The following is a 17,973-nucleotide window of genomic DNA, read 5'->3' as shown; positions in this document are numbered from 1 at the left end:
AGTTTGTGACGGTGCTGGATTACGCTAATGTTAGTTAAAATAGCTGTTTATGTTATACTATAAGGTAACTGGGGCTAGTTGCTTTATAGAATGATATAAGGAGGTGTGTTAATGAATAAGCGTAAAAAATGGGGTATTATTGCTTTAGTAATTTGTGTAATAGGAGGAATCGTGATGTTTAGTTTAAATCATCAAAAAGAAAAAACATTGGAAGAAAAAATGAGAATCGAACAGGATAGGATGGTATTGTATTTAGTTAATCATTATGAGGGAATCAATGAAATAGAATTTAATGATATAGAAAATAATGCTACAACAGGTTCAAGAACTGCGTTATTAACTCTAAATAAAGAACTTGAAATGGAAATTACTTTCTTTAAATTTAACGATAAAACTGACAATTATGTAATTAGTTGGAATAAAAGATTAAATTTACAAGAAAAAAATGAAATCACTAATCAACAAACAATAGATAATATTAAAGTGAAATATTGGAGCAAGTGATGAAAATAACAGATAAAAATTATAATGATATTGTTGATGGAGTTTATAATGTTGATGCAGGAAAAGTAAAACGACCTTGGAGAGACGATAAGATTTTTAAATCAAATGGACAAACTTTTCGAGTTCTTAGTGCAAAAGACAACACCTCCAACGGTATGCAGGCGATGGCGGTTGCTCCTGTGGATAAAAATGGGAATGTGGATTATAGCCATGTAGTGATTGCCTATGCTGGGACGAATAAAGATGATCGACTTGACATCCAAACAGATATCCAATCAATAGGATTTGGTGATAGACAGGTGTTGTCGGATTTGAAAACAAAGACATTTAGAAAATCTCAATTTCAAACGGCTCTGAGTTTTGCGGAAGAAATCGAAAAAACTTATCCCTCTGCTAAAATTACAACTGCGGGGCATTCGCTTGGAGAGTCACTGGCTATGTATGTCGCTTTAAAGCGAGGTTATGCCAATGTTGGGTATAACGGGCCAGATATTCATAACTTGATTTCGAAAGAAGAAATCAAGTACATGCAAGAACATCCAGAACAATTTCGCAATTTCCGTCATAAGTATGATGTTATTGGCAATATTACGGGAAATACGACTCAAACAGCTATATTTCCCTACATCTACCCTGCAAAAGATAACTGGGGTGACAAGTTAGAATATCATAACTTGTCCCAGTGGCGATTTGATGAGAATGGCCAGCTAGTTGATTTGGATGGAAAACGTGTCACAAATCTCAAAGTAACGGCATTAGCAGAAGCAACAGCGGGTATGTACCGCTACCAAAAAATTAAAAGCTACCTCTCGGCAGATGGTTTGTCAAGTAGGGAAGAGATATACTTGGATAGCTTGCAGGGAATGGCTCTAGGGGAAGGAATGGCTAATGCGGCTCGAGCTGGTGCAGACGACGTCAAGCACCTTCAAGAAGAGGTGGTGTCAAAAGCACAAGAACTATGGAATCAGCTTGACTTTAGTAGTTTCCGATACCTGAGTTATGATGAAGTTCTATCGACTTTTGCGTCTGCGGGTGTGACTCAGGATACGATTGTCGGTTCAGTTAAGCAAGATTTTGAGCAAATGAATCAAAAGGCTGAAAAACTAGCCACAGAGTTTGATACCCTTAACCAACAGATTATCCAAGTCATTGAGAGTAAACTGGCCACAGATAAGGAATTGGCAGGAGAATTTAGAAAATGGAACAGTCGGATTTAGTCTTCCAAAAGTTAAAAGCAAAAGAAAAAGAGCATTATGATTTGGAAGATGAGTATCTAAAGCGGAAAGCAACTTTTACGAATCAATATAACGAACTCTATGAACGTCGAGACCGCCTTGCCCGAATCATTGAAGACGAAGCTAGCAAAATGGATGTCTTTCTTCAAAAGGGACAACACAGTTACCAAGATGGAGAACAGTTTTATAGGAGTTTGCAACAATTGATGGAGGATTCTCAGTTTGCGTGTAGGCGTAGAGAAGATGAATTGCAGTACCATGAAGAGATGTTAGATAGAGATTATCGTAAAAAGCAAGATGAGTTAGAACAGACAATCGGAGATTTAAGGAGGTCATATGCTCGCACCATTAAATGAATATTACACAGATGAAGAATATGAATTTGCTTTACGTCAGATGTATCGCATGATGGAGAGGAATAGAATCTATACAATGGCGACAGTAATCTTAAAGGAAAAAAATTCTTTGCAAACCAACTATAAAGAAAAAGTGAGAGAAAGTGCGGAGGAGACAAAAGTCGCTATTGGGAAAATAAAATCACAGATGGATACGGCCATAAAAGGTCAGGTAAAGAAAAAGTTGGAAGAAGTGACAACGGAGAAGCTATCTCAGTATGATTCCATTTGCTAATTTTATGGTGAGTGATATAGAATAATTATTACAAACTGCACAGAGCAGTTTGTTTTGCTCTTGCTTTTCCTATGAAAAATCTCTGCAAGCTCTTTCAAAATATGGTAGAATGGAAGCAGTAGAATTAGAAAAGGAAATCGATTATGAAATTTCTTGAATTAAATAAAAAACGTCATGCGACCAAGCATTTTACTGATAAACCGGTAGATCCCAAAGATGTGCGTACGGCTATCGAAATCGCAACCTTGGCCCCAAGTGCCCACAATAGCCAGCCATGGAAGTTTGTGGTTGTTCGTGAGAAAAATGCTGAATTGGCAAAATTAGCTTATGGTTCGAACTTTGAGCAGGTATCATCAGCGCCAGTAACCATTGCCTTGTTTACAGATACAGATCTTGCCAAACGTGCCCGCAAGATTGCCCGTGTTGGTGGCGCAAAGAATTTCTCAGAAGAGCAACTTCAATATTTCATGAAGAATTTGCCTGCCGAGTTTGCGCGTTACAGTGAACAACAAGTCAGCGACTATCTAGCCCTCAATGCAGGTTTGGTTGCCATGAACTTGGTTCTGGCTCTGACAGACCAAGGAATTGGTTCTAACATTATTCTTGGATTTGACAAATCAAAAGCCAATGAGGTTTTGGACATTGAAGACCGTTTCCGCCCAGAACTCTTGATTACAGTGGGTTATACAGACGAAAAATTGGAACCAAGCTACCGCTTGCCAGTAGATGAAATCATCGAGAAAAGATAGAAGGAAGAAAAAATGACAACAATTGATTTTACAGCAGAAGTAGAAAAACGCAAAGAAGACCTCTTGGCTGACTTGTTTAGCCTTTTGGAAATCAACTCAGAACGTGATGACAGCAAGGTAGATGCGCAACATCCATTTGGACCTGGTCCAGTAAAAGCCTTGGAGAAATTCCTTGAAATCGCAGACCGCGATGGCTATCCAACAAAGAATGTCGATAACTACGCAGGACATTTTGAGTTTGGTGAAGGAGAAGAAGTTCTCGGAATCTTTGCTCACATGGACGTGGTGCCAGCTGGTAGCGGTTGGGACACGGACCCTTATACACCAACTATCAAAGACGGTCGCCTTTATGCGCGTGGAGCTTCAGACGACAAGGGGCCTACAACAGCTTGTTACTATGGTTTGAAAATCATCAAAGAATTGGGGCTTCCAACTTCTAGAAAAGTTCGTTTCATCGTCGGAACAGATGAAGAATCAGGTTGGGCAGACATGGACTACTACTTTGAACATGTAGGACTTGCGAAACCAGACTTTGGATTCTCACCAGATGCTGAATTCCCAATCATCAATGGTGAAAAAGGAAATATCACAGAATACCTCCACTTTGCAGGTGAAAATGCAGGTGCTGCCCGCCTTCACAGCTTTACAGGTGGTTTACGTGAAAACATGGTACCTGAATCAGCGACAGCAGTCGTTTCAGGTGACTTGGCTGACTTGCAAGCTAAACTAGATGCCTTTGTTGCAGAACACAAACTCAGAGGAGAACTCCAAGAAGAAAACGGCCAGTACAAGGTGACTGTGATTGGTAAATCAGCCCATGGTGCTATGCCTGCTTCAGGTGTCAATGGTGCGACCTACCTGGCACTCTTCCTCAGCCAGTTTAACTTTGCGGGACCTGCAAAAGACTACCTTAACATCGCTGGTAAGATTCTCTTGAATGACCATGAGGGTGAAAATCTCAAGGTTGCTCATGTGGATGAAAAAATGGGTGCCCTTTCTATGAATGCGGGTGTCTTCCGCTTTGACGAAGCAAGTGCTGACAATACCATTGCCCTCAACTTCCGTTATCCAAAAGGAACAAGCCCAGAGCAAATCAAGTCAATCCTTGAAAACTTGCCAGTTGCTTCTGTTAGCCTCTCTGCCCATGGTCATACACCTCACTATGTACCGATGGAAGATCCACTTGTGCAAACCTTGTTGAATGTCTATGAAAAACAAACTGGTCTCCAAGGTCACGAACAAGTCATCGGTGGTGGTACCTTTGGTCGTTTGCTAGAACGTGGGGTTGCCTACGGTGCGATGTTCCCAGACTCAATTGACACTATGCACCAAGCCAATGAATTTATCGCCTTGGACGATCTCTTCCGAGCAGCAGCAATCTATGCAGAAGCTATCTATGAATTGATCAAATAAAACGATAGAAGTCTGAGATTTTATGCTTAGACTTCTTTTTGGAGGGAAAACAGATGTCTCAAATCGAAAGAATCAAGCAAGCCATTATGGCGGATCCGCAGAATGCCAGCTATACAGAACGTGGAATCGAACCTCTCTTTGCGGCGCCAAAAACTGCTCGCATCAATATTGTCGGTCAAGCTCCGGGGTTTAAAACGCAAGAAGCTGGGATTTATTGGAAGGATAAGAGTGGTGATCGGCTGCGTGAGTGGCTAGGTGTAGATGAAGATACATTTTACAATTCGGGCTTGTTTGCAGTTATTCCCATGGATTTTTATTTCCCAGGACATGGAAAATCGGGCGACCTTCCCCCCCGTAAAGGCTTTGCCGAAAAATGGCACCCACAACTCCTCAAGGAATGTCCAAATATTGAATTGACACTTTTGATTGGGCAATATGCCCAAGCCTATTATTTACATGAGAAAATTAGTGGCAAGGTAACAGAACGGGTAAAACGCTACAAAGACTATCTACCAGAATTTTTCCCTCTGGTTCACCCATCACCACGAAATCAAATCTGGATGGCTAAAAATCCTTGGTTTGAGTCAGAAGTGGTGCCAGATTTGAAAAAAAGAATTAAAACGATTTTAGGAGAAAAAGAATGAAAGAAATAGCCTTCGATGAATTTTACCAGCTCTATCAGAAAGAATCCCTTTCAGTCTTAGACGTGAGAGAAGTAGAAGAGTTCGAGACGCTTCATTTAGAAGGTGCACACAACTTACCGCTTAGTCAATTGGCTGATACTTATGATCAGTTGGACAAGGACCTCTTGCATTATGTCATTTGTAAATCTGGGATGAGGTCAACTCGTGCTTGCCAGTTCTTGGAGGAGTATGGATACAAGGTCATCAATGTTCAAGGTGGAATGACGGCCTTTGAAAATCTTTAAAATTTTGCATTTCTCCTACTTGGTGTGGACTAGGTAGGAGAATTTTGTTTTTAGATAATTCTTATTTTTAAAAATATTGAAAACATTCAATATTTACTTCGTGATGCTTTTTTCATACTCTTATTCGTGATATACTAGGTCAGTATTTTAGAAATATGAAGGAGATTCTTTATGGCTAAAAAAGGTGCCCTAACAGGTTTGCTCCTGTTTGGAATATTTTTTGGTGCGGGGAACTTGATTTTTCCGCCTTCTCTAGGTGCCCTATCTGGAGAACATTTTCTTCCTGCCATTGCAGGTTTTGTCTTTTCAGGTGTCGGTATTGCCGTCTTGACACTTATTATTGGAACGCTAAACCCGAAAGGATACATTCACGAGATTTCTAAGAAAATCTCACCTTGGTTTGCGACGCTTTATCTTGCAGTCCTCTATCTATCAATTGGCCCCTTCTTTGCCATTCCGCGTACAGCCACAACAGCTTACGAAGTTGGGATTAGCCCCCTCTTGTCTGAAGCAAATAAAGGTCTAGGATTGATCGTCTTTACTGTGTTGTATTTTGCAGCGGCCTATCTGATTTCACTCAATCCATCAAAGATTTTGGACCGTATCGGACGAATCTTGACACCAGTCTTTGCTTTGTTGATCGTTATCTTGGTTGTACTAGGTGCCTTCAAATATGGTGGAACCAGTCCTCAAACTGCGTCAGCTGCTTATCAAGCTTCTGCCTTTGGGACAGGTTTCCTAGAAGGTTATAATACCTTGGATGCCCTTGCTTCAGTTGCCTTCAGTGTAATTGCTGTTCAAACCTTGAAACAACTGGGATTTTCCAGTAAGAAAGAATACATTTCAACTATTTGGGTGGTTGGTATCGTTGTAGCTCTTGCCTTTAGCGCTCTTTACATTGGTTTAGGATTCCTTGGAAATCACTTCCCAGTACCAGCAGAAGTGATGAAGGGTGGAACACCAGGTGTTTATATCTTGTCGCAAGCAACTCAGGAAATCTTTGGTTCAACAGCTCAACTCTTCCTTGCTGTTATGGTAACAGTAACCTGCTTCACAACGACAGTTGGCTTGATTGTGTCAACAGCAGAGTTCTTTAACGGACGTTTCCCACAAATCAGCTACAAGGTCTATGCAACTGCCTTTACCTTGATTGGATTTGCTATTGCAAATCTTGGTCTTGATGCAATCATTAAGTACTCAGTGCCAGTACTGGTAATCTTGTACCCAATCACCATCGCCATTGTGATGATCGTAATTGTGAATAAGTTTGTCGCCCTATCAAAACCGGGCATGCAGTTAACCATTGGGCTTGTTACAGCTATTGCGCTTGCAAGCGTCCTTGGAAGTTCCTTTAAGGTAGAGTTTCTAGAAAATCTGATTAATGCCCTTCCGTTTGCGTCAGCCTCTCTTCCGTGGCTAGTGCCAGCTATTATCGGAATCTTGCTTTCATTGGTTCTACCAAACAAACAAGAGAGTGACGTTTTTGAGATGGAATAAAAAAATTCTTGGTCATCGACCAAGAATTTTTTGTATGAGCACGACTCATTAGTTGTTTTGTTCGGTATAACCAGCTTCTTTAAGCATTTTTTTCGAGGCAGCAAAGCTTACACGGCTTCCAATACCAGAATATTCGTTCGGCATTGCTTTTTTCAATTCGTCAAGACTTGCAACAGTCATGTCAACCTCGATGTTTTGGATAACTTTTCCGTCTTGAATTTCAACTTTTTGTGTAACCCCTTTGACCCCTTCATAACCTTTATAAGTATCGTCAACAATTTCCTTAATACCTTCCGCGGTATTATTAAGTTTTTCAGGGTCAAGTACATTATGAACAGTTTGTTTTACAACGTCATCTCCCTTCACAGTATAAGTCAAGGTAGAATGAATCCCAGGTTTGCTATTGTGGACAAATGTGTGGGTTTCTGTCTCATCTTTCTTTTCAGATGATTGTTGACTGCTTTGTTTGCTCTCACTTGACTGAGTTGTTGTGTCTTCTTTGCTACTGCTGTTGATAGGTGTTGATGCTTGTTTGGAACATCCGAGCAGGAGAACAAGTGAAGCCACAAGGGCTAGTGATACTTTAAAGTATGATTTCATATTTTTTACTTTCCTTTCATAATCAAAGTATTTGTATTATAACATGGATCTATAGTGAAAGCAACTAAACACAGTTTTTCTCCTTTTGAGACGGAGTCTGACTAGAAAAATGTTATAATGGTAGGAAAGAGGTGAAGAAATGAATCATACTATAAACTATATCAAAGAACTAACCGCAATTGCATCTCCAACAGGCTTTACTCGTGAGATCTCAGACTATCTAGTTCATACTTTAGAGAAACTTGGTTACCAGCCTGTTCGTACAGCTAAGGGCGGTGTCAATGTGACCATTAAAGGTCAAAATGATGAACAACACCGCTATGTGACTGCCCACGTGGATACGCTGGGTGCTATTGTCCGTGCTGTCAAACCGGATGGTCGTCTCAAATTGGATCGTATCGGTGGTTTCCCTTGGAACATGATTGAAGGGGAGAACTGTACCGTTCATGTGGCTAGCACAGGTCAAACGGTATCTGGGACCATCCTCATCCATCAAACTTCTTGCCATGTCTACAAGGATGCAGGAACTGCAGAACGCACACAGGACAATATGGAAGTGCGTTTGGATGCAAAAGTAAGTAATGAAAAAGAAACCCGCGCCTTGGGCATCGAGGTTGGCGACTTTATCAGTTTTGACCCGCGAACTGTCGTGACAGAGACTGGTTTTATCAAGTCACGTCACTTGGATGACAAAGTCAGCGCAGCGATTTTGCTCAATCTTCTTCGTGTTTATAAGGAAGAGGGGCTTGAATTACCAGTAACAACTCATTTTGCTTTTTCAGTCTTCGAAGAGGTGGGCCACGGTGCTAACTCCAATATTCCAACTCAAGTGGTGGAATATCTAGCTGTCGATATGGGGGCAATGGGAGATGACCAGCAGACGGATGAGTACACAGTATCTATCTGTGTCAAGGACGCTTCAGGTCCCTATCACTATGACTTTCGTCAACACTTGGTAGCTTTGGCAAAGGAGCAAGATATTCCATTTAAGCTCGACATCTATCCATTTTACGGTTCGGATGCTTCGGCAGCTATGTCAGCAGGAGCCGAGGTCAAACATGCCCTCCTTGGAGCTGGTATTGAATCCAGTCACTCTTACGAACGAACACACATTGATTCGGTCATGGCGACTGAACGTATGGTAGACGCCTATCTCAAGAGTGCATTGGTAGACTAATATGTGCTTGATTTGTCAAAGAATTGAATGGATCAAGGCAGGGGAAAATCCCTACTTTGTAAAAGAACTAGAAACAGGCTATGTTGTTATTGGAGACCATCAATACTTTAAGGGCTATACCTTATTTCTAGCAAAGGAGCATGTCACAGAACTCCACCATATGGAGACTTCTGTAAAACTTCGTTTTCTAGAGGAAATGAGTTTGGTCCAAGAAGCTGTTGCCAAAGCGTTTAAAGCTGAAAAGATGAACATCGAACTGCTAGGAAATGGAGATGCCCACGCCCACTGGCACCTCTTTCCAAGACGATCAGGTGATATGAGGGGTCATGGATTGAATGGTCGTGGTCCAGTCTGGTGGGTGCCCTGGGAAGAAATGGCGGCAGAAGATTGCCAAGTGAAATCCCATGAGTTGGAACAATTGATTAAAGCCTTATCCGATGAATTAGAGAAGCACGTGGTCTAAGAGAGGAAGTAAAAAATGAAAAAAAGATATATCGTTTTATCTGGTTTGCTAGCAGTAACCCTAGCAGCATGTTCTCAAGAACAACCTAAAAATGAAGAAAATACTCAAAAAACGGAACAAACTAGCCAATCTGAAGGAACTGTAGGAAGCAAATCTCAAGCTTCTAGTCAGAAGAAGGCAGAAGTTGTCAATAAGGGAGACCACTATAGTATACAAGGGAAATACGATGAAATCGTCGTAGCTAATAAGCACTATCCTTTGTCAAAAGACTATAATCCAGGAGAAAATCCAACAGCCAAGGCAGAGTTGGTCAAACTCATCAAAGCTATGCAAGAGGCGGGATTCCCAATCAGCGATCATTACAGTGGTTTTAGAAGTTATGAAACTCAAACCAAACTTTATCAAGACTATGTGAATCAAGACGGTAAGGAAGAGGCAGATCGCTACTCAGCTCGCCCTGGATACAGTGAACACCAGACAGGTCTTGCTTTTGATTTGATCGGGACTAATGGAGAATTAGTGACAGAGGAGAAGGCAGCCCAGTGGCTCTTGGATCATGCGGCTGACTATGGCTTTGTTGTTCGCTATCTCAAAGGCAAGGAAAAAGAGACTGGCTATATGGCAGAAGAATGGCATCTCCGCTACGTCGGAAAAGAGGCCAAAGAAATTGCTGCAAGTGGCCTCAGTTTGGAAGAATACTATGGCTTTGAAGGCGGAGATTACGTCGATTAAAAAAGTAATTTTTCTCTTGCATTTTTAGATAAATAGTGTATAATGGAAAGGTATGTGTAAAGCATACTTGTGGGAGGTAAAAATCTTACATTACCGCCAAAACCACAAAGGAGGATTTAAAAATGGCTAAAAAAGTCGAAAAACTTGTAAAATTGCAAATCCCTGCTGGTAAAGCTACACCAGCTCCACCAGTTGGACCTGCTCTTGGTCAAGCTGGTATCAACATCATGGGATTCACAAAAGAGTTCAACGCTCGTACAGCTGACCAAGCTGGTATGATCATTCCAGTTGTTATCTCAGTATACGAAGACAAATCATTTACTTTCGTTACAAAAACACCACCAGCTGCTGTTCTTTTGAAAAAAGCTGCAGGTGTTGAAAAAGGATCAGGTACACCTAACAAAACTAAAGTTGCTACAGTTACTCGTGCACAAGTACAAGAAATTGCAGAAACTAAGATGCCAGATTTGAACGCAGCAAACATTGAGTCTGCAATGCGTATGATCGAAGGTACTGCTCGTTCTATGGGATTCACTGTTGTTGACTAATCAATAACACAGTAGAAAATCTCACAGCAGTCTATTAGTTGCTTTTCATACTAGGCAAGTGACTGAGGCTTGTACTTAGGTACAGCAAAGGAACTGAACGAAGTAGGAAAAGGAAAATAATAGACTGAAAACCCGCAAGACTTCATCATTTCGAGGAGTGACGTGGGAGATGAAAATCGATTGAACCACTTACAAGGAGAATAGAAAATGGCTAAAAAAAGCAAACAACTTCGTGCTGCTCTTGAGAAAATCGACAGCACAAAAGCATACAGTGTAGAAGAAGCTGTAGCACTTGCAAAAGAAACTAACTTTGCAAAATTTGACGCAACTGTAGAAGTTGCTTACAACTTGAACATCGACGTAAAAAAAGCTGACCAACAAATCCGTGGAGCAATGGTATTGCCAAACGGAACTGGTAAAACTTCACGCGTTCTTGTTTTCGCACGTGGTGCAAAAGCTGAAGAAGCAAAAGCTGCTGGTGCAGACTTTGTTGGTGAAGATGACCTTGTTGCGAAAATCAACGACGGTTGGTTGGACTTTGACGTAGTTATCGCTACACCTGACATGATGGCTCTTGTTGGACGTCTTGGACGTGTCCTTGGACCACGTAACTTGATGCCAAACCCTAAAACTGGTACTGTAACAATGGATATTGCTAAAGCAGTTGAAGAGTCTAAAGGTGGTAAAATCACTTACCGTGCTGACCGTGCAGGTAACGTTCAAGCAATCATCGGTAAAGTATCATTTGAAGCTGAAAAATTGGTTGAAAACTTCAAAGCTTTCAACGAAACAATCCAAAAATCAAAACCAGCTACAGCTAAAGGAACTTACGTAACAAACTTGACAATCACAACTACTCAAGGTGTTGGTATCAAAGTTGACGTAAACTCACTTTAATCAGTAGTTTATAAAAGAGAAGACGAGTACGAAAGTGCTCGTTTTTTTTGATGAGTATTACCTTTTAGAAAAATCAGTTCATTGATCAGCTTTGTAGCAATAGTGCGTTTCCTCTTCTTCTTTCACAGAAAATATGGTATAATAGAGAGTAAAAAACTTTGAAAGAAAGAAAAAGATGAATTTAAAAGATTATATCGCAACGATTGAAAATTATCCTAAGGAAGGTATTACCTTCCGTGATATCAGCCCTTTGATGGCAGATGGAAATGCTTATAGCTACGCTGTTCGTGAAATTGTTCAGTATGCAACTGATAAGAAAATCGACATGATCGTGGGTCCAGAGGCTCGTGGATTTATTGTTGGCTGCCCAGTTGCTTTCGAGTTGGGAATTGGCTTTGCACCTGTTCGTAAACCAGGGAAATTGCCACGTGAAGTCATTTCTGCTGACTATGAGAAAGAATATGGTATTGATACCTTGACCATGCATGCTGATGCAATCAAGCCAGGCCAACGTGTTCTCATCGTAGATGATCTTTTGGCAACAGGTGGAACTGTCAAGGCAACCATTGAAATGATCGAAAGACTTGGTGGAGTTGTAGCCGGTTGTGCCTTCTTGATTGAGTTGGATGAGCTTAAAGGCCGTGAAAAAATCGGAGATTACGATTACAAGGTACTTATGCATTATTAATGAAAAACAGTCCTTGGGGCTGTTTTCTCTTCATCTGCTATATAAACAAACTATAGCTAGTTAGAGAAAAACTATAATTGAAAACTATATCTTCTTGCAGTATAATAAAAGGACTAAGTGTTTGAGATTTGACTTCAAACACATTCAATTATTTCTAAAAGAGTACAGTTAGGAGAAGGTTATGCCGATTAGAATTGATAAAAAATTGCCAGCTGTTGAGATTTTACGGACAGAGAATATCTTTGTCATGGATGATCAACGTGCGGCCCACCAAGATATCCGTCCCTTGAAAATTTTGATTTTAAACCTAATGCCCAAAAAAGTGGTCACAGAGACCCAGTTGTTACGGCATTTAGCAAATACTCCTTTGCAATTGGACATAGACTTTCTCTATATGGAGAGCCACCGTTCCAAGACGACTCGTGCAGAGCATATGGAGACTTTTTATAAAACTTTTCCTGAAGTCAAGGACGAGTATTTTGATGGGATGATTATCACAGGGGCTCCGATTGAGCATTTACCATTTGAGGAAGTGGACTATTGGGAGGAATTCAGTCAGGTGCTTGAGTGGTCCAAGACGCATGTTTTTTCTACCCTGCATATCTGCTGGGGGGCCCAAGCAGGTCTTTATGCTCGCTATGGCGTTGAAAAACACCAGATGGAGCAGAAACTGTCAGGCATTTACCCTCAGGATACCTTGAAAGAAGGCCATCTACTCTTTCGTGGTTTTGATGATCGCTATGTAGCTCCCCATTCTCGTCATACTGAGATTTTAAAAGAAGAAATCTTAAATAAGACCAATCTGGAGATCCTGTCAGAAGGTCCTGAGGTTGGGGTTTCTATCCTGGCTAGTCGAGATTTGCGTGAGATTTATAGTTTTGGTCATTTGGAGTATGATCGTGACACTTTGGCAAGAGAGTATTTTCGTGATTATGAGGCGGGACTCGACCCTCATATCCCAGAGAACTACTTTAAAAATGATGATGTAAATGAGACCCCCTGTCTCTGTTGGTCTTCATCAGCTGCCCTCTTTTTTAGCAATTGGGTAAACTATGCAGTTTATCAAGAAACCCCTTTTGACTGGAGAAAGGTAGAGGATGATGCGGCTGCATTTGGATATTTATAAGAGGAATTATGACATATTTTGACGCTTTTAAAACAGGGAACTTGGTTTTGCCAAGTGCCCTGCTCTTGCATTTTAAGGAACTCTTTCCTTCCAGCGAAGATTTTCTCGTCTGGCAATTTTTCTATTTACAAAATACCACAGCCTTAGGAGATATTTCGCCTAGCCAAATAGCTGAAATCATTGGGAAAGAGGTGGCAGATGTCAACCAATCTATTTCGAATTTGACTGAAAATGGTTTGCTGCAATATCGGACCATTGAACTAAATGGGGAAATTGAGCTCATTTTTGATGCTAGTCTGGCTTTTGAACGCTTAGATAGCTTGTTGGATACCCAAACTCCAGCTACAACTGCCCCAAACCCGCAGAATCAGTTGAAGGATCTGGTTGAAACTTTTCAGCAGGAATTGGGTCGCTTATTAACACCATTTGAAATCGAAGATCTTTCTAAGACTGTCAAAGAAGACGGAGTTAAGGCGGATTTGATCAAGGAAGCTCTCCGAGAGGCCGTTCTCAATGGCAAGCCAAACTGGAAATATATTCAGGCAATCCTACGAAACTGGCGCCATGAAGGTATTAAGTCTGTGACTCAGGTAGAGGCCAAACGAGCAGAGCGAGAAGCGAACAATCCCAAACAAGTTCAGGCTTCGGCTGATTTCCTCGATGCCATGAATTTGTGGCAAGATTAGTCGCTTGAAAAATCTTGAAAATTAGAGTAAGGTTTGCAAGCTCCTTATAAATATGATAGAATAATAGTGAATAAAATGAAAAAAGAGGTATGTGAAATGTCACGTAAACCATTTATCGCTGGTAACTGGAAAATGAACAAAAATCCAGAAGAAGCAAAAGCATTCGTTGAAGCCGTTGCATCAAAACTTCCTTCATCAGACCTTGTTGAAGCAGGTATCGCAGCTCCTGCAGTTGATTTGACAGCTGTTCTTGCTGCTGCTAAAGGTTCAAACCTTAAAGTTGCTGCTCAAAACTGCTACTTTGAAAATGCAGGTGCGTTCACTGGTGAAACTAGCCCACAAGTTTTGAAAGAAATCGGTACAGACTACGTTGTGATCGGTCACTCAGAACGTCGTGACTACTTCCATGAAACTGACGAAGATATCAACAAAAAAGCAAAAGCAATCTTTGCAAACGGTATGCTTCCAATCATCTGTTGTGGTGAGTCACTTGAAACTTACGAAGCTGGTAAAGCTGCTGAATTCGTAGGTGCTCAAGTATCTGCTGCATTGGCTGGATTGACAGCTGAACAAGTTGCTGCATCAGTTATCGCTTATGAGCCAATCTGGGCTATCGGTACTGGTAAATCAGCTTCACAAGACGATGCACAAAAAATGTGTAAAGTTGTTCGTGACGTTGTAGCAGCCGACTTCGGTCAAGAAGTTGCGGACAAAGTTCGTGTTCAATACGGTGGTTCTGTTAAACCTGAAAACGTTGCTTCATACATGGCTTGCCCAGACGTTGACGGTGCCCTTGTTGGTGGTGCGTCACTTGAAGCTGAAAGCTTCTTGGCATTGCTTGACTTTGTAAAATAATCTAGGTTATTCCAGACAGTCTTTTAAGACTGTCTTTTTTTAAAAAAAATTCTGTATATTTTTCTTAAATTATCAGTCTATTGCAACTTTTCTCAGATAGTACATTTTCCTTGATATCATTTTCTGGTAGTAGTATACTTGTATTATAGCTACTGTGAAGTAGTTATAAAAAAATGAAAAGAGGTAAGAAATATGGTTGAATTGAAAAAAGAAGCAGTAAAAGACGTAACAACATTATCTAAAACAGCGCCAGTAGCATTGGCAAAAACAAAGGAAGTATTGAACCAAGCAGTAGCGGACTTGTATGTGGCTCACATTGCCCTTCACCAAGTTCACTGGTATATGCGTGGTCGTGGCTTCCTCGTATGGCATCCAAAAATGGATGAATACATGGACAGTCTTGATAGCTATCTTGACGAAATCAGTGAACGTTTGATTACTCTTGGTGGAAAACCTTATTCAACTTTGACAGAATTCCTTCAACACAGTGAAATCGAAGAAGAAGAAGGAGAATTCCGTAACGTTGAAGAAAGCTTGGAACGTGTTCTAGCAATTTATCGCTACCTCATCACTCTTTTCCAAAAAGCTTTGGATGTAACTGACGAAGAAGGTGATGATGTTACAAACGATATCTTTGTTGGGGCTAAGGCTGAACTTGAGAAAACAGTTTGGATGCTTACAGCAGAACTTGGACAAGCTCCTGGTTTGTAAGATATAGTTGCTACCCCTTTTATCATGAGGTGCTTGATAAGTGCCCATGATCAATCATCTTTTAAAAGTCATGTAACTGTAAAAAGGTGCATGACTTTTTTGTTTGCTAGCCCTTAGGAAACATTGTCAAATCTAGGATTTTACGGTATAATAGTTGCTGTTCGAGAAATTTTGATTTTCAAAGAATAGTGAAATGTTATAAGGAGAACCCATGAACAACTTACCAAATTGCCCAAAATGTAATTCAGAATATGTCTACGAAGACGGAAGTCTCTTGGTTTGCCCAGAGTGTGCCTATGAATGGAATCCTGCTGAAGTTGCAGAAGTAGAAGAAGGTGTTGTTGCTATCGATGCCAATGGAAATAAATTGGCTGACGGCGATACTGTAACCCTCATCAAGGACTTGAAAGTAAAAGGTGCACCTAAGGATTTGAAACAAGGAACTCGTGTTAAAAATATCCGTATCGTAGAAGGTGACCACAACATCGACTGTAAGATTGATGGTTTTGGAGCTATGAAACTCAAGTCAGAATTTGTTAAGAAAATCTAGCCATGAAACTGAATTATAAATTTATCTTTTATAGTCGTGTGCTCTTGTTTTTAGCGGCATTTACAGGGGTTTATTTAGAAATTACCAAGCACGGTGGCTTTGGTATGCTCCTTTACTACACAGTGTTGTCCAATCTTTTGGTAACGATTTTCACGGGCTATCTGCTCCGTGTGATGAGCCGTTCAGGTGAAAATTGGCAAAGTCCGACCTTGCTTCGTCTCAAGGGTGGTGTTACCATGAGTATCATGATTACCTGTGTGATTTACCATTTTATGCTTGCTCCGATTGCGACAGACTTTTACCGTGTGGAAAATTTCCTTTGCCACTATATCGTTCCACTCTGGTTTTTAGCCGATACCCTCTTCTTCGATAAACGGGGTCAATACAAGATCTGGGATCCAGTCTTGTGGACCATCCTGCCCTTGGTTTATATGATTTTTGCCTTGTTTAACGGCTTGGTCTTAAAACTCAATATTCCGAATTCCAAGGACAATCCCTTCCCTTATTTCTTTTTAAATGTGAACAAGGGTTGGGACGTGGTTATCAAATGGTGTTTGATCATTTTTGCGGCCTATATGGTTGCAGGCTTCATCTTCTATCTGATCAAGCAAATCAAGCGAAAATAGTCTTCCTATTAGGAAAGTTAGGACGGAGTCTCTAGTTCAATCGGGCTCCTTCTTTTCTTGCCATCTTCCTTTTAAAAGGATCAACAGTGAGAAATATACAGAAAGAAAATTCATGAAACAATATTTAGAACGGGCTAGTATTTTGGCCCTCTCCCTCGTTTTGATTACCTCCTTCTCCATCTCAAGTGCTCTGCCAGCCATGTTTGACTACTATCAAGGCTATCCCAAAGAACAAATCGAGCTCCTGGTCAGTCTTCCTTCTTTTGGAATTATGATTATGCTGGTTTTAAATGGGTTTTTGGAGCGGTTATTTCCTGAGCGACTTCAGATTAGTCTAGGACTTCTCATCCTTTCTATCGGTGGAACTGCCCCTTTCTGGTATCAGGAGTACAACTTTGTCTTTGCGATGCGGATTTTATTTGGCTTGGGTGTTGGGATGATCAATGCCAAGGCTATTTCTATCATCAGCGAACGCTATCATGGAAAGACACGGATTCAGATGTTGGGTCTTCGCGGGTCAGCAGAAGTTGTCGGGGCATCGATTTTGACTCTAGTGGTCGGTCAACTCTTATCCTTGGGGTGGACTGTGACCTTCTTGGCCTACAGTGCGGGATTTTTAGTATTGATCCTTTATCTGCTCTTTGTCCCTTATGGGAAAGAAAAGAAAGAAACAAAGAAAAAAGAGACCGAAACGACTCGTTTGACAGGAAAGATGAAAGGATTAATTTTTCTATTGGCTGTCGAAGCAGCAGTTGTTGTCTGCACCAACACAGCTATCACCATTCGTATTCCTAGTCTGATGGTGGAAAGAGGTCTAGGGGATGCCCAGTTATCGAGCTTGGTCTTAAGTATTATGCAGTTGATTGGTATCTTGGCAGGTGTGAGTTTTTCTTTCTTTATCTCTCTATTTAAAGAAAGATTGCTCCTTTGGTCAGGTATCACCTTTGGATTGGGGCAGATTGTGATTGCCTTGTCTCCGTCATTGGGTGTGATGGTAGTTGGAAGTGTTGTGGCAGGTTTTTCCTACAGTGTGGCCTTGACCACTGTCTTTCAGCTTCTTTCTGAAAGAATCCCAGCCAAGCTCCTTAATCAGGCAACATCTTTTGCAGTGCTAGGATGCAGCTTTGGAGCCTTTACGACACCTTTCATTCTTGGGGCGATTGGCTTGGTGACTCAAAATGGTATGTTGGTCTTCACCATTTTAGGATGTTGGTTGATTGTCACTTCTATCTTTGTTATGTACGCACTTCAAAAGAGAGCTTAGGATTAATTTCCTAAGTTTTTCTTTCTGGGAATTTTGTACCCAGACAATTATTGGTTTTTAAACTTGTTTACACTTTTATTTCCTGATAAAATAG

The 17,973-nt window shown here is 40.9% G+C and carries 23 protein-coding genes; 22 read left to right on the top strand and 1 reads right to left on the bottom strand.

The annotated features are described in order from the left end of the window. Nucleotides 1–111: 111 nt before the first annotated feature. The 9 genes from CO686_RS06820 to brnQ all read left to right on the top strand — a co-directional run bounded on the left by CO686_RS06820 (nucleotide 112) and on the right by brnQ (nucleotide 6,956). The gene (locus tag CO686_RS06820; protein WP_001042358.1) at nucleotides 112–504 is read left to right on the top strand and encodes a hypothetical protein; all 393 of its coding nucleotides are present in this window, start codon (nucleotides 112–114) and stop codon (nucleotides 502–504) included. Continuing rightward, nucleotides 504–1,721 carry a Tle-like phospholipase domain-containing protein gene (locus tag CO686_RS06815; protein ID WP_000704552.1) on the top strand — a complete coding sequence of 406 codons (1,218 nt, stop codon included), beginning with the start codon at nucleotides 504–506 and terminating at the stop codon, nucleotides 1,719–1,721. Before CO686_RS06820 ends, CO686_RS06815 begins: the two co-directional genes overlap by 1 nt. Then, the gene (locus tag CO686_RS06810; protein WP_000438034.1) at nucleotides 1,703–2,095 is read left to right on the top strand and encodes a hypothetical protein; all 393 of its coding nucleotides are present in this window, start codon (nucleotides 1,703–1,705) and stop codon (nucleotides 2,093–2,095) included. The genes CO686_RS06815 and CO686_RS06810 overlap by 19 nt, the downstream gene beginning before the upstream one ends. Continuing rightward, on the top strand, nucleotides 2,076–2,369 hold the full coding sequence (locus CO686_RS06805) for a hypothetical protein (RefSeq protein ID WP_000880830.1): 294 nt from the start codon (nucleotides 2,076–2,078) through the stop codon (nucleotides 2,367–2,369). The genes CO686_RS06810 and CO686_RS06805 overlap by 20 nt, the downstream gene beginning before the upstream one ends. A gap of 143 nt (nucleotides 2,370–2,512) precedes the next feature. Further along, nucleotides 2,513–3,118 carry a nitroreductase family protein gene (locus tag CO686_RS06800; protein WP_000670152.1) on the top strand — a complete coding sequence of 202 codons (606 nt, stop codon included), beginning with the start codon at nucleotides 2,513–2,515 and terminating at the stop codon, nucleotides 3,116–3,118. A 12-nt stretch (nucleotides 3,119–3,130) separates the two neighbouring features. Beyond that, nucleotides 3,131–4,531: a dipeptidase PepV gene (gene pepV / locus CO686_RS06795; protein ID WP_049479589.1), complete on the top strand. Its 1,401-nt coding sequence runs from the start codon at nucleotides 3,131–3,133 to the stop codon at nucleotides 4,529–4,531. 53 nt (nucleotides 4,532–4,584) lie between these two features. Continuing rightward, complete coding sequence (locus tag CO686_RS06790) at nucleotides 4,585–5,175, top strand: uracil-DNA glycosylase family protein (protein ID WP_033583478.1); 591 nt, start codon at nucleotides 4,585–4,587, stop codon at nucleotides 5,173–5,175. Beyond that, nucleotides 5,172–5,459, top strand: a complete 288-nt coding sequence (locus CO686_RS06785; protein WP_000658239.1) for a rhodanese-like domain-containing protein — start codon at nucleotides 5,172–5,174, stop codon at nucleotides 5,457–5,459. The genes CO686_RS06790 and CO686_RS06785 overlap by 4 nt, the downstream gene beginning before the upstream one ends. A gap of 171 nt (nucleotides 5,460–5,630) precedes the next feature. Beyond that, the gene (gene brnQ, locus CO686_RS06780) at nucleotides 5,631–6,956 is read left to right on the top strand and encodes a branched-chain amino acid transport system II carrier protein (RefSeq protein WP_033583480.1); all 1,326 of its coding nucleotides are present in this window, start codon (nucleotides 5,631–5,633) and stop codon (nucleotides 6,954–6,956) included. A gap of 48 nt (nucleotides 6,957–7,004) precedes the next feature. On the opposite strand, the gene CO686_RS06775 is transcribed toward brnQ, so the two are convergent. Then, on the bottom strand, nucleotides 7,005–7,556 hold the full coding sequence (locus CO686_RS06775; RefSeq protein WP_084872665.1) for a DUF1307 domain-containing protein: 552 nt from the start codon (nucleotides 7,554–7,556) through the stop codon (nucleotides 7,005–7,007). Nucleotides 7,557–7,695: 139 nt separating this feature from the next. On the opposite strand from CO686_RS06775, the gene CO686_RS06770 reads away from it, so the two are divergent. The 13 genes from CO686_RS06770 (at nucleotide 7,696) to CO686_RS06710 (ending at nucleotide 17,879) form a co-directional block, all read left to right on the top strand. Beyond that, on the top strand, nucleotides 7,696–8,733 hold the full coding sequence (locus CO686_RS06770; RefSeq protein WP_045617517.1) for a M42 family metallopeptidase: 1,038 nt from the start codon (nucleotides 7,696–7,698) through the stop codon (nucleotides 8,731–8,733). Between the two features lies 1 nt (nucleotide 8,734). Then, nucleotides 8,735–9,196, top strand: a complete 462-nt coding sequence (locus tag CO686_RS06765) for an HIT family protein (protein ID WP_096753646.1) — start codon at nucleotides 8,735–8,737, stop codon at nucleotides 9,194–9,196. Nucleotides 9,197–9,211: 15 nt separating this feature from the next. After that, nucleotides 9,212–9,928: an LD-carboxypeptidase LdcB/DacB gene (gene ldcB / locus CO686_RS06760; protein ID WP_084872668.1), complete on the top strand. Its 717-nt coding sequence runs from the start codon at nucleotides 9,212–9,214 to the stop codon at nucleotides 9,926–9,928. 122 nt (nucleotides 9,929–10,050) lie between these two features. Then, entirely contained in the window at nucleotides 10,051–10,476 is a 426-nt protein-coding gene (gene rplK, locus CO686_RS06755; RefSeq protein ID WP_001085808.1) for a 50S ribosomal protein L11, read from the top strand. 207 nt (nucleotides 10,477–10,683) lie between these two features. Then, nucleotides 10,684–11,373 (top strand): 50S ribosomal protein L1, encoded by a 690-nt coding sequence (gene rplA, locus CO686_RS06750; protein WP_084872670.1) that lies wholly within the window; start codon nucleotides 10,684–10,686, stop codon nucleotides 11,371–11,373. A 175-nt stretch (nucleotides 11,374–11,548) separates the two neighbouring features. Then, nucleotides 11,549–12,061 carry an adenine phosphoribosyltransferase gene (locus CO686_RS06745; protein WP_001049316.1) on the top strand — a complete coding sequence of 171 codons (513 nt, stop codon included), beginning with the start codon at nucleotides 11,549–11,551 and terminating at the stop codon, nucleotides 12,059–12,061. A gap of 181 nt (nucleotides 12,062–12,242) precedes the next feature. Continuing rightward, a complete protein-coding gene (gene metA / locus CO686_RS06740; RefSeq protein WP_001122694.1) occupies nucleotides 12,243–13,187 on the top strand; it encodes a homoserine O-acetyltransferase MetA in 945 nt (314 codons plus the stop codon). Between the two features lie 8 nt (nucleotides 13,188–13,195). Then, entirely contained in the window at nucleotides 13,196–13,873 is a 678-nt protein-coding gene (locus CO686_RS06735; protein WP_084872671.1) for a DnaD domain-containing protein, read from the top strand. A gap of 96 nt (nucleotides 13,874–13,969) precedes the next feature. Beyond that, on the top strand, nucleotides 13,970–14,728 hold the full coding sequence (gene tpiA, locus CO686_RS06730; protein ID WP_000087899.1) for a triose-phosphate isomerase: 759 nt from the start codon (nucleotides 13,970–13,972) through the stop codon (nucleotides 14,726–14,728). A 192-nt stretch (nucleotides 14,729–14,920) separates the two neighbouring features. Beyond that, the gene (locus CO686_RS06725; RefSeq protein ID WP_049500186.1) at nucleotides 14,921–15,439 is read left to right on the top strand and encodes a Dps family protein; all 519 of its coding nucleotides are present in this window, start codon (nucleotides 14,921–14,923) and stop codon (nucleotides 15,437–15,439) included. A gap of 211 nt (nucleotides 15,440–15,650) precedes the next feature. After that, entirely contained in the window at nucleotides 15,651–15,989 is a 339-nt protein-coding gene (locus CO686_RS06720; protein WP_001061600.1) for a zinc ribbon domain-containing protein YjdM, read from the top strand. Nucleotides 15,990–15,991: 2 nt separating this feature from the next. Then, nucleotides 15,992–16,615, top strand: coding sequence for a Pr6Pr family membrane protein (locus CO686_RS06715; protein WP_000775204.1), 624 nt, complete (start codon nucleotides 15,992–15,994; stop codon nucleotides 16,613–16,615). Between the two features lie 112 nt (nucleotides 16,616–16,727). Then, entirely contained in the window at nucleotides 16,728–17,879 is a 1,152-nt protein-coding gene (locus tag CO686_RS06710) for an MFS transporter (RefSeq protein ID WP_000816259.1), read from the top strand. Nucleotides 17,880–17,973 lie beyond the last annotated feature (94 nt).

The organism is Streptococcus oralis (genome assembly GCF_002386345.1).
Classification (GTDB): Bacteria; Bacillota; Bacilli; order Lactobacillales; family Streptococcaceae; genus Streptococcus; species Streptococcus oralis_S.
Note: the sequence above shows the minus strand (reverse complement) of the source record. Positions and strands in the feature narration are given on the sequence as shown.

Bases quoted from the DNA above. Each gene is read 5' to 3' on its own strand.
- CO686_RS06820 (WP_001042358.1), top strand. From the start codon at position 112: ATGAATAAGCGTAAAAAATGGGGTATTATTGCTTTAGTAATTTGTGTA.
- CO686_RS06815 (WP_000704552.1), top strand. From the start codon at position 504: ATGAAAATAACAGATAAAAATTATAATGATATTGTTGATGGAGTTTAT.
- CO686_RS06810 (WP_000438034.1), top strand. From the start codon at position 1,703: ATGGAACAGTCGGATTTAGTCTTCCAAAAGTTAAAAGCAAAAGAAAAA.
- CO686_RS06805 (WP_000880830.1), top strand. From the start codon at position 2,076: ATGCTCGCACCATTAAATGAATATTACACAGATGAAGAATATGAATTT.
- CO686_RS06800 (WP_000670152.1), top strand. From the start codon at position 2,513: ATGAAATTTCTTGAATTAAATAAAAAACGTCATGCGACCAAGCATTTT.
- pepV (WP_049479589.1), top strand. From the start codon at position 3,131: ATGACAACAATTGATTTTACAGCAGAAGTAGAAAAACGCAAAGAAGAC.
- CO686_RS06790 (WP_033583478.1), top strand. From the start codon at position 4,585: ATGTCTCAAATCGAAAGAATCAAGCAAGCCATTATGGCGGATCCGCAG.
- CO686_RS06785 (WP_000658239.1), top strand. From the start codon at position 5,172: ATGAAAGAAATAGCCTTCGATGAATTTTACCAGCTCTATCAGAAAGAA.
- brnQ (WP_033583480.1), top strand. From the start codon at position 5,631: ATGGCTAAAAAAGGTGCCCTAACAGGTTTGCTCCTGTTTGGAATATTT.
- CO686_RS06775 (WP_084872665.1), bottom strand. From the start codon at position 7,556: ATGAAATCATACTTTAAAGTATCACTAGCCCTTGTGGCTTCACTTGTT.
- CO686_RS06770 (WP_045617517.1), top strand. From the start codon at position 7,696: ATGAATCATACTATAAACTATATCAAAGAACTAACCGCAATTGCATCT.
- CO686_RS06765 (WP_096753646.1), top strand. From the start codon at position 8,735: ATGTGCTTGATTTGTCAAAGAATTGAATGGATCAAGGCAGGGGAAAAT.
- ldcB (WP_084872668.1), top strand. From the start codon at position 9,212: ATGAAAAAAAGATATATCGTTTTATCTGGTTTGCTAGCAGTAACCCTA.
- rplK (WP_001085808.1), top strand. From the start codon at position 10,051: ATGGCTAAAAAAGTCGAAAAACTTGTAAAATTGCAAATCCCTGCTGGT.
- rplA (WP_084872670.1), top strand. From the start codon at position 10,684: ATGGCTAAAAAAAGCAAACAACTTCGTGCTGCTCTTGAGAAAATCGAC.
- CO686_RS06745 (WP_001049316.1), top strand. From the start codon at position 11,549: ATGAATTTAAAAGATTATATCGCAACGATTGAAAATTATCCTAAGGAA.
- metA (WP_001122694.1), top strand. From the start codon at position 12,243: ATGCCGATTAGAATTGATAAAAAATTGCCAGCTGTTGAGATTTTACGG.
- CO686_RS06735 (WP_084872671.1), top strand. From the start codon at position 13,196: ATGACATATTTTGACGCTTTTAAAACAGGGAACTTGGTTTTGCCAAGT.
- tpiA (WP_000087899.1), top strand. From the start codon at position 13,970: ATGTCACGTAAACCATTTATCGCTGGTAACTGGAAAATGAACAAAAAT.
- CO686_RS06725 (WP_049500186.1), top strand. From the start codon at position 14,921: ATGGTTGAATTGAAAAAAGAAGCAGTAAAAGACGTAACAACATTATCT.
- CO686_RS06720 (WP_001061600.1), top strand. From the start codon at position 15,651: ATGAACAACTTACCAAATTGCCCAAAATGTAATTCAGAATATGTCTAC.
- CO686_RS06715 (WP_000775204.1), top strand. From the start codon at position 15,992: ATGAAACTGAATTATAAATTTATCTTTTATAGTCGTGTGCTCTTGTTT.
- CO686_RS06710 (WP_000816259.1), top strand. From the start codon at position 16,728: ATGAAACAATATTTAGAACGGGCTAGTATTTTGGCCCTCTCCCTCGTT.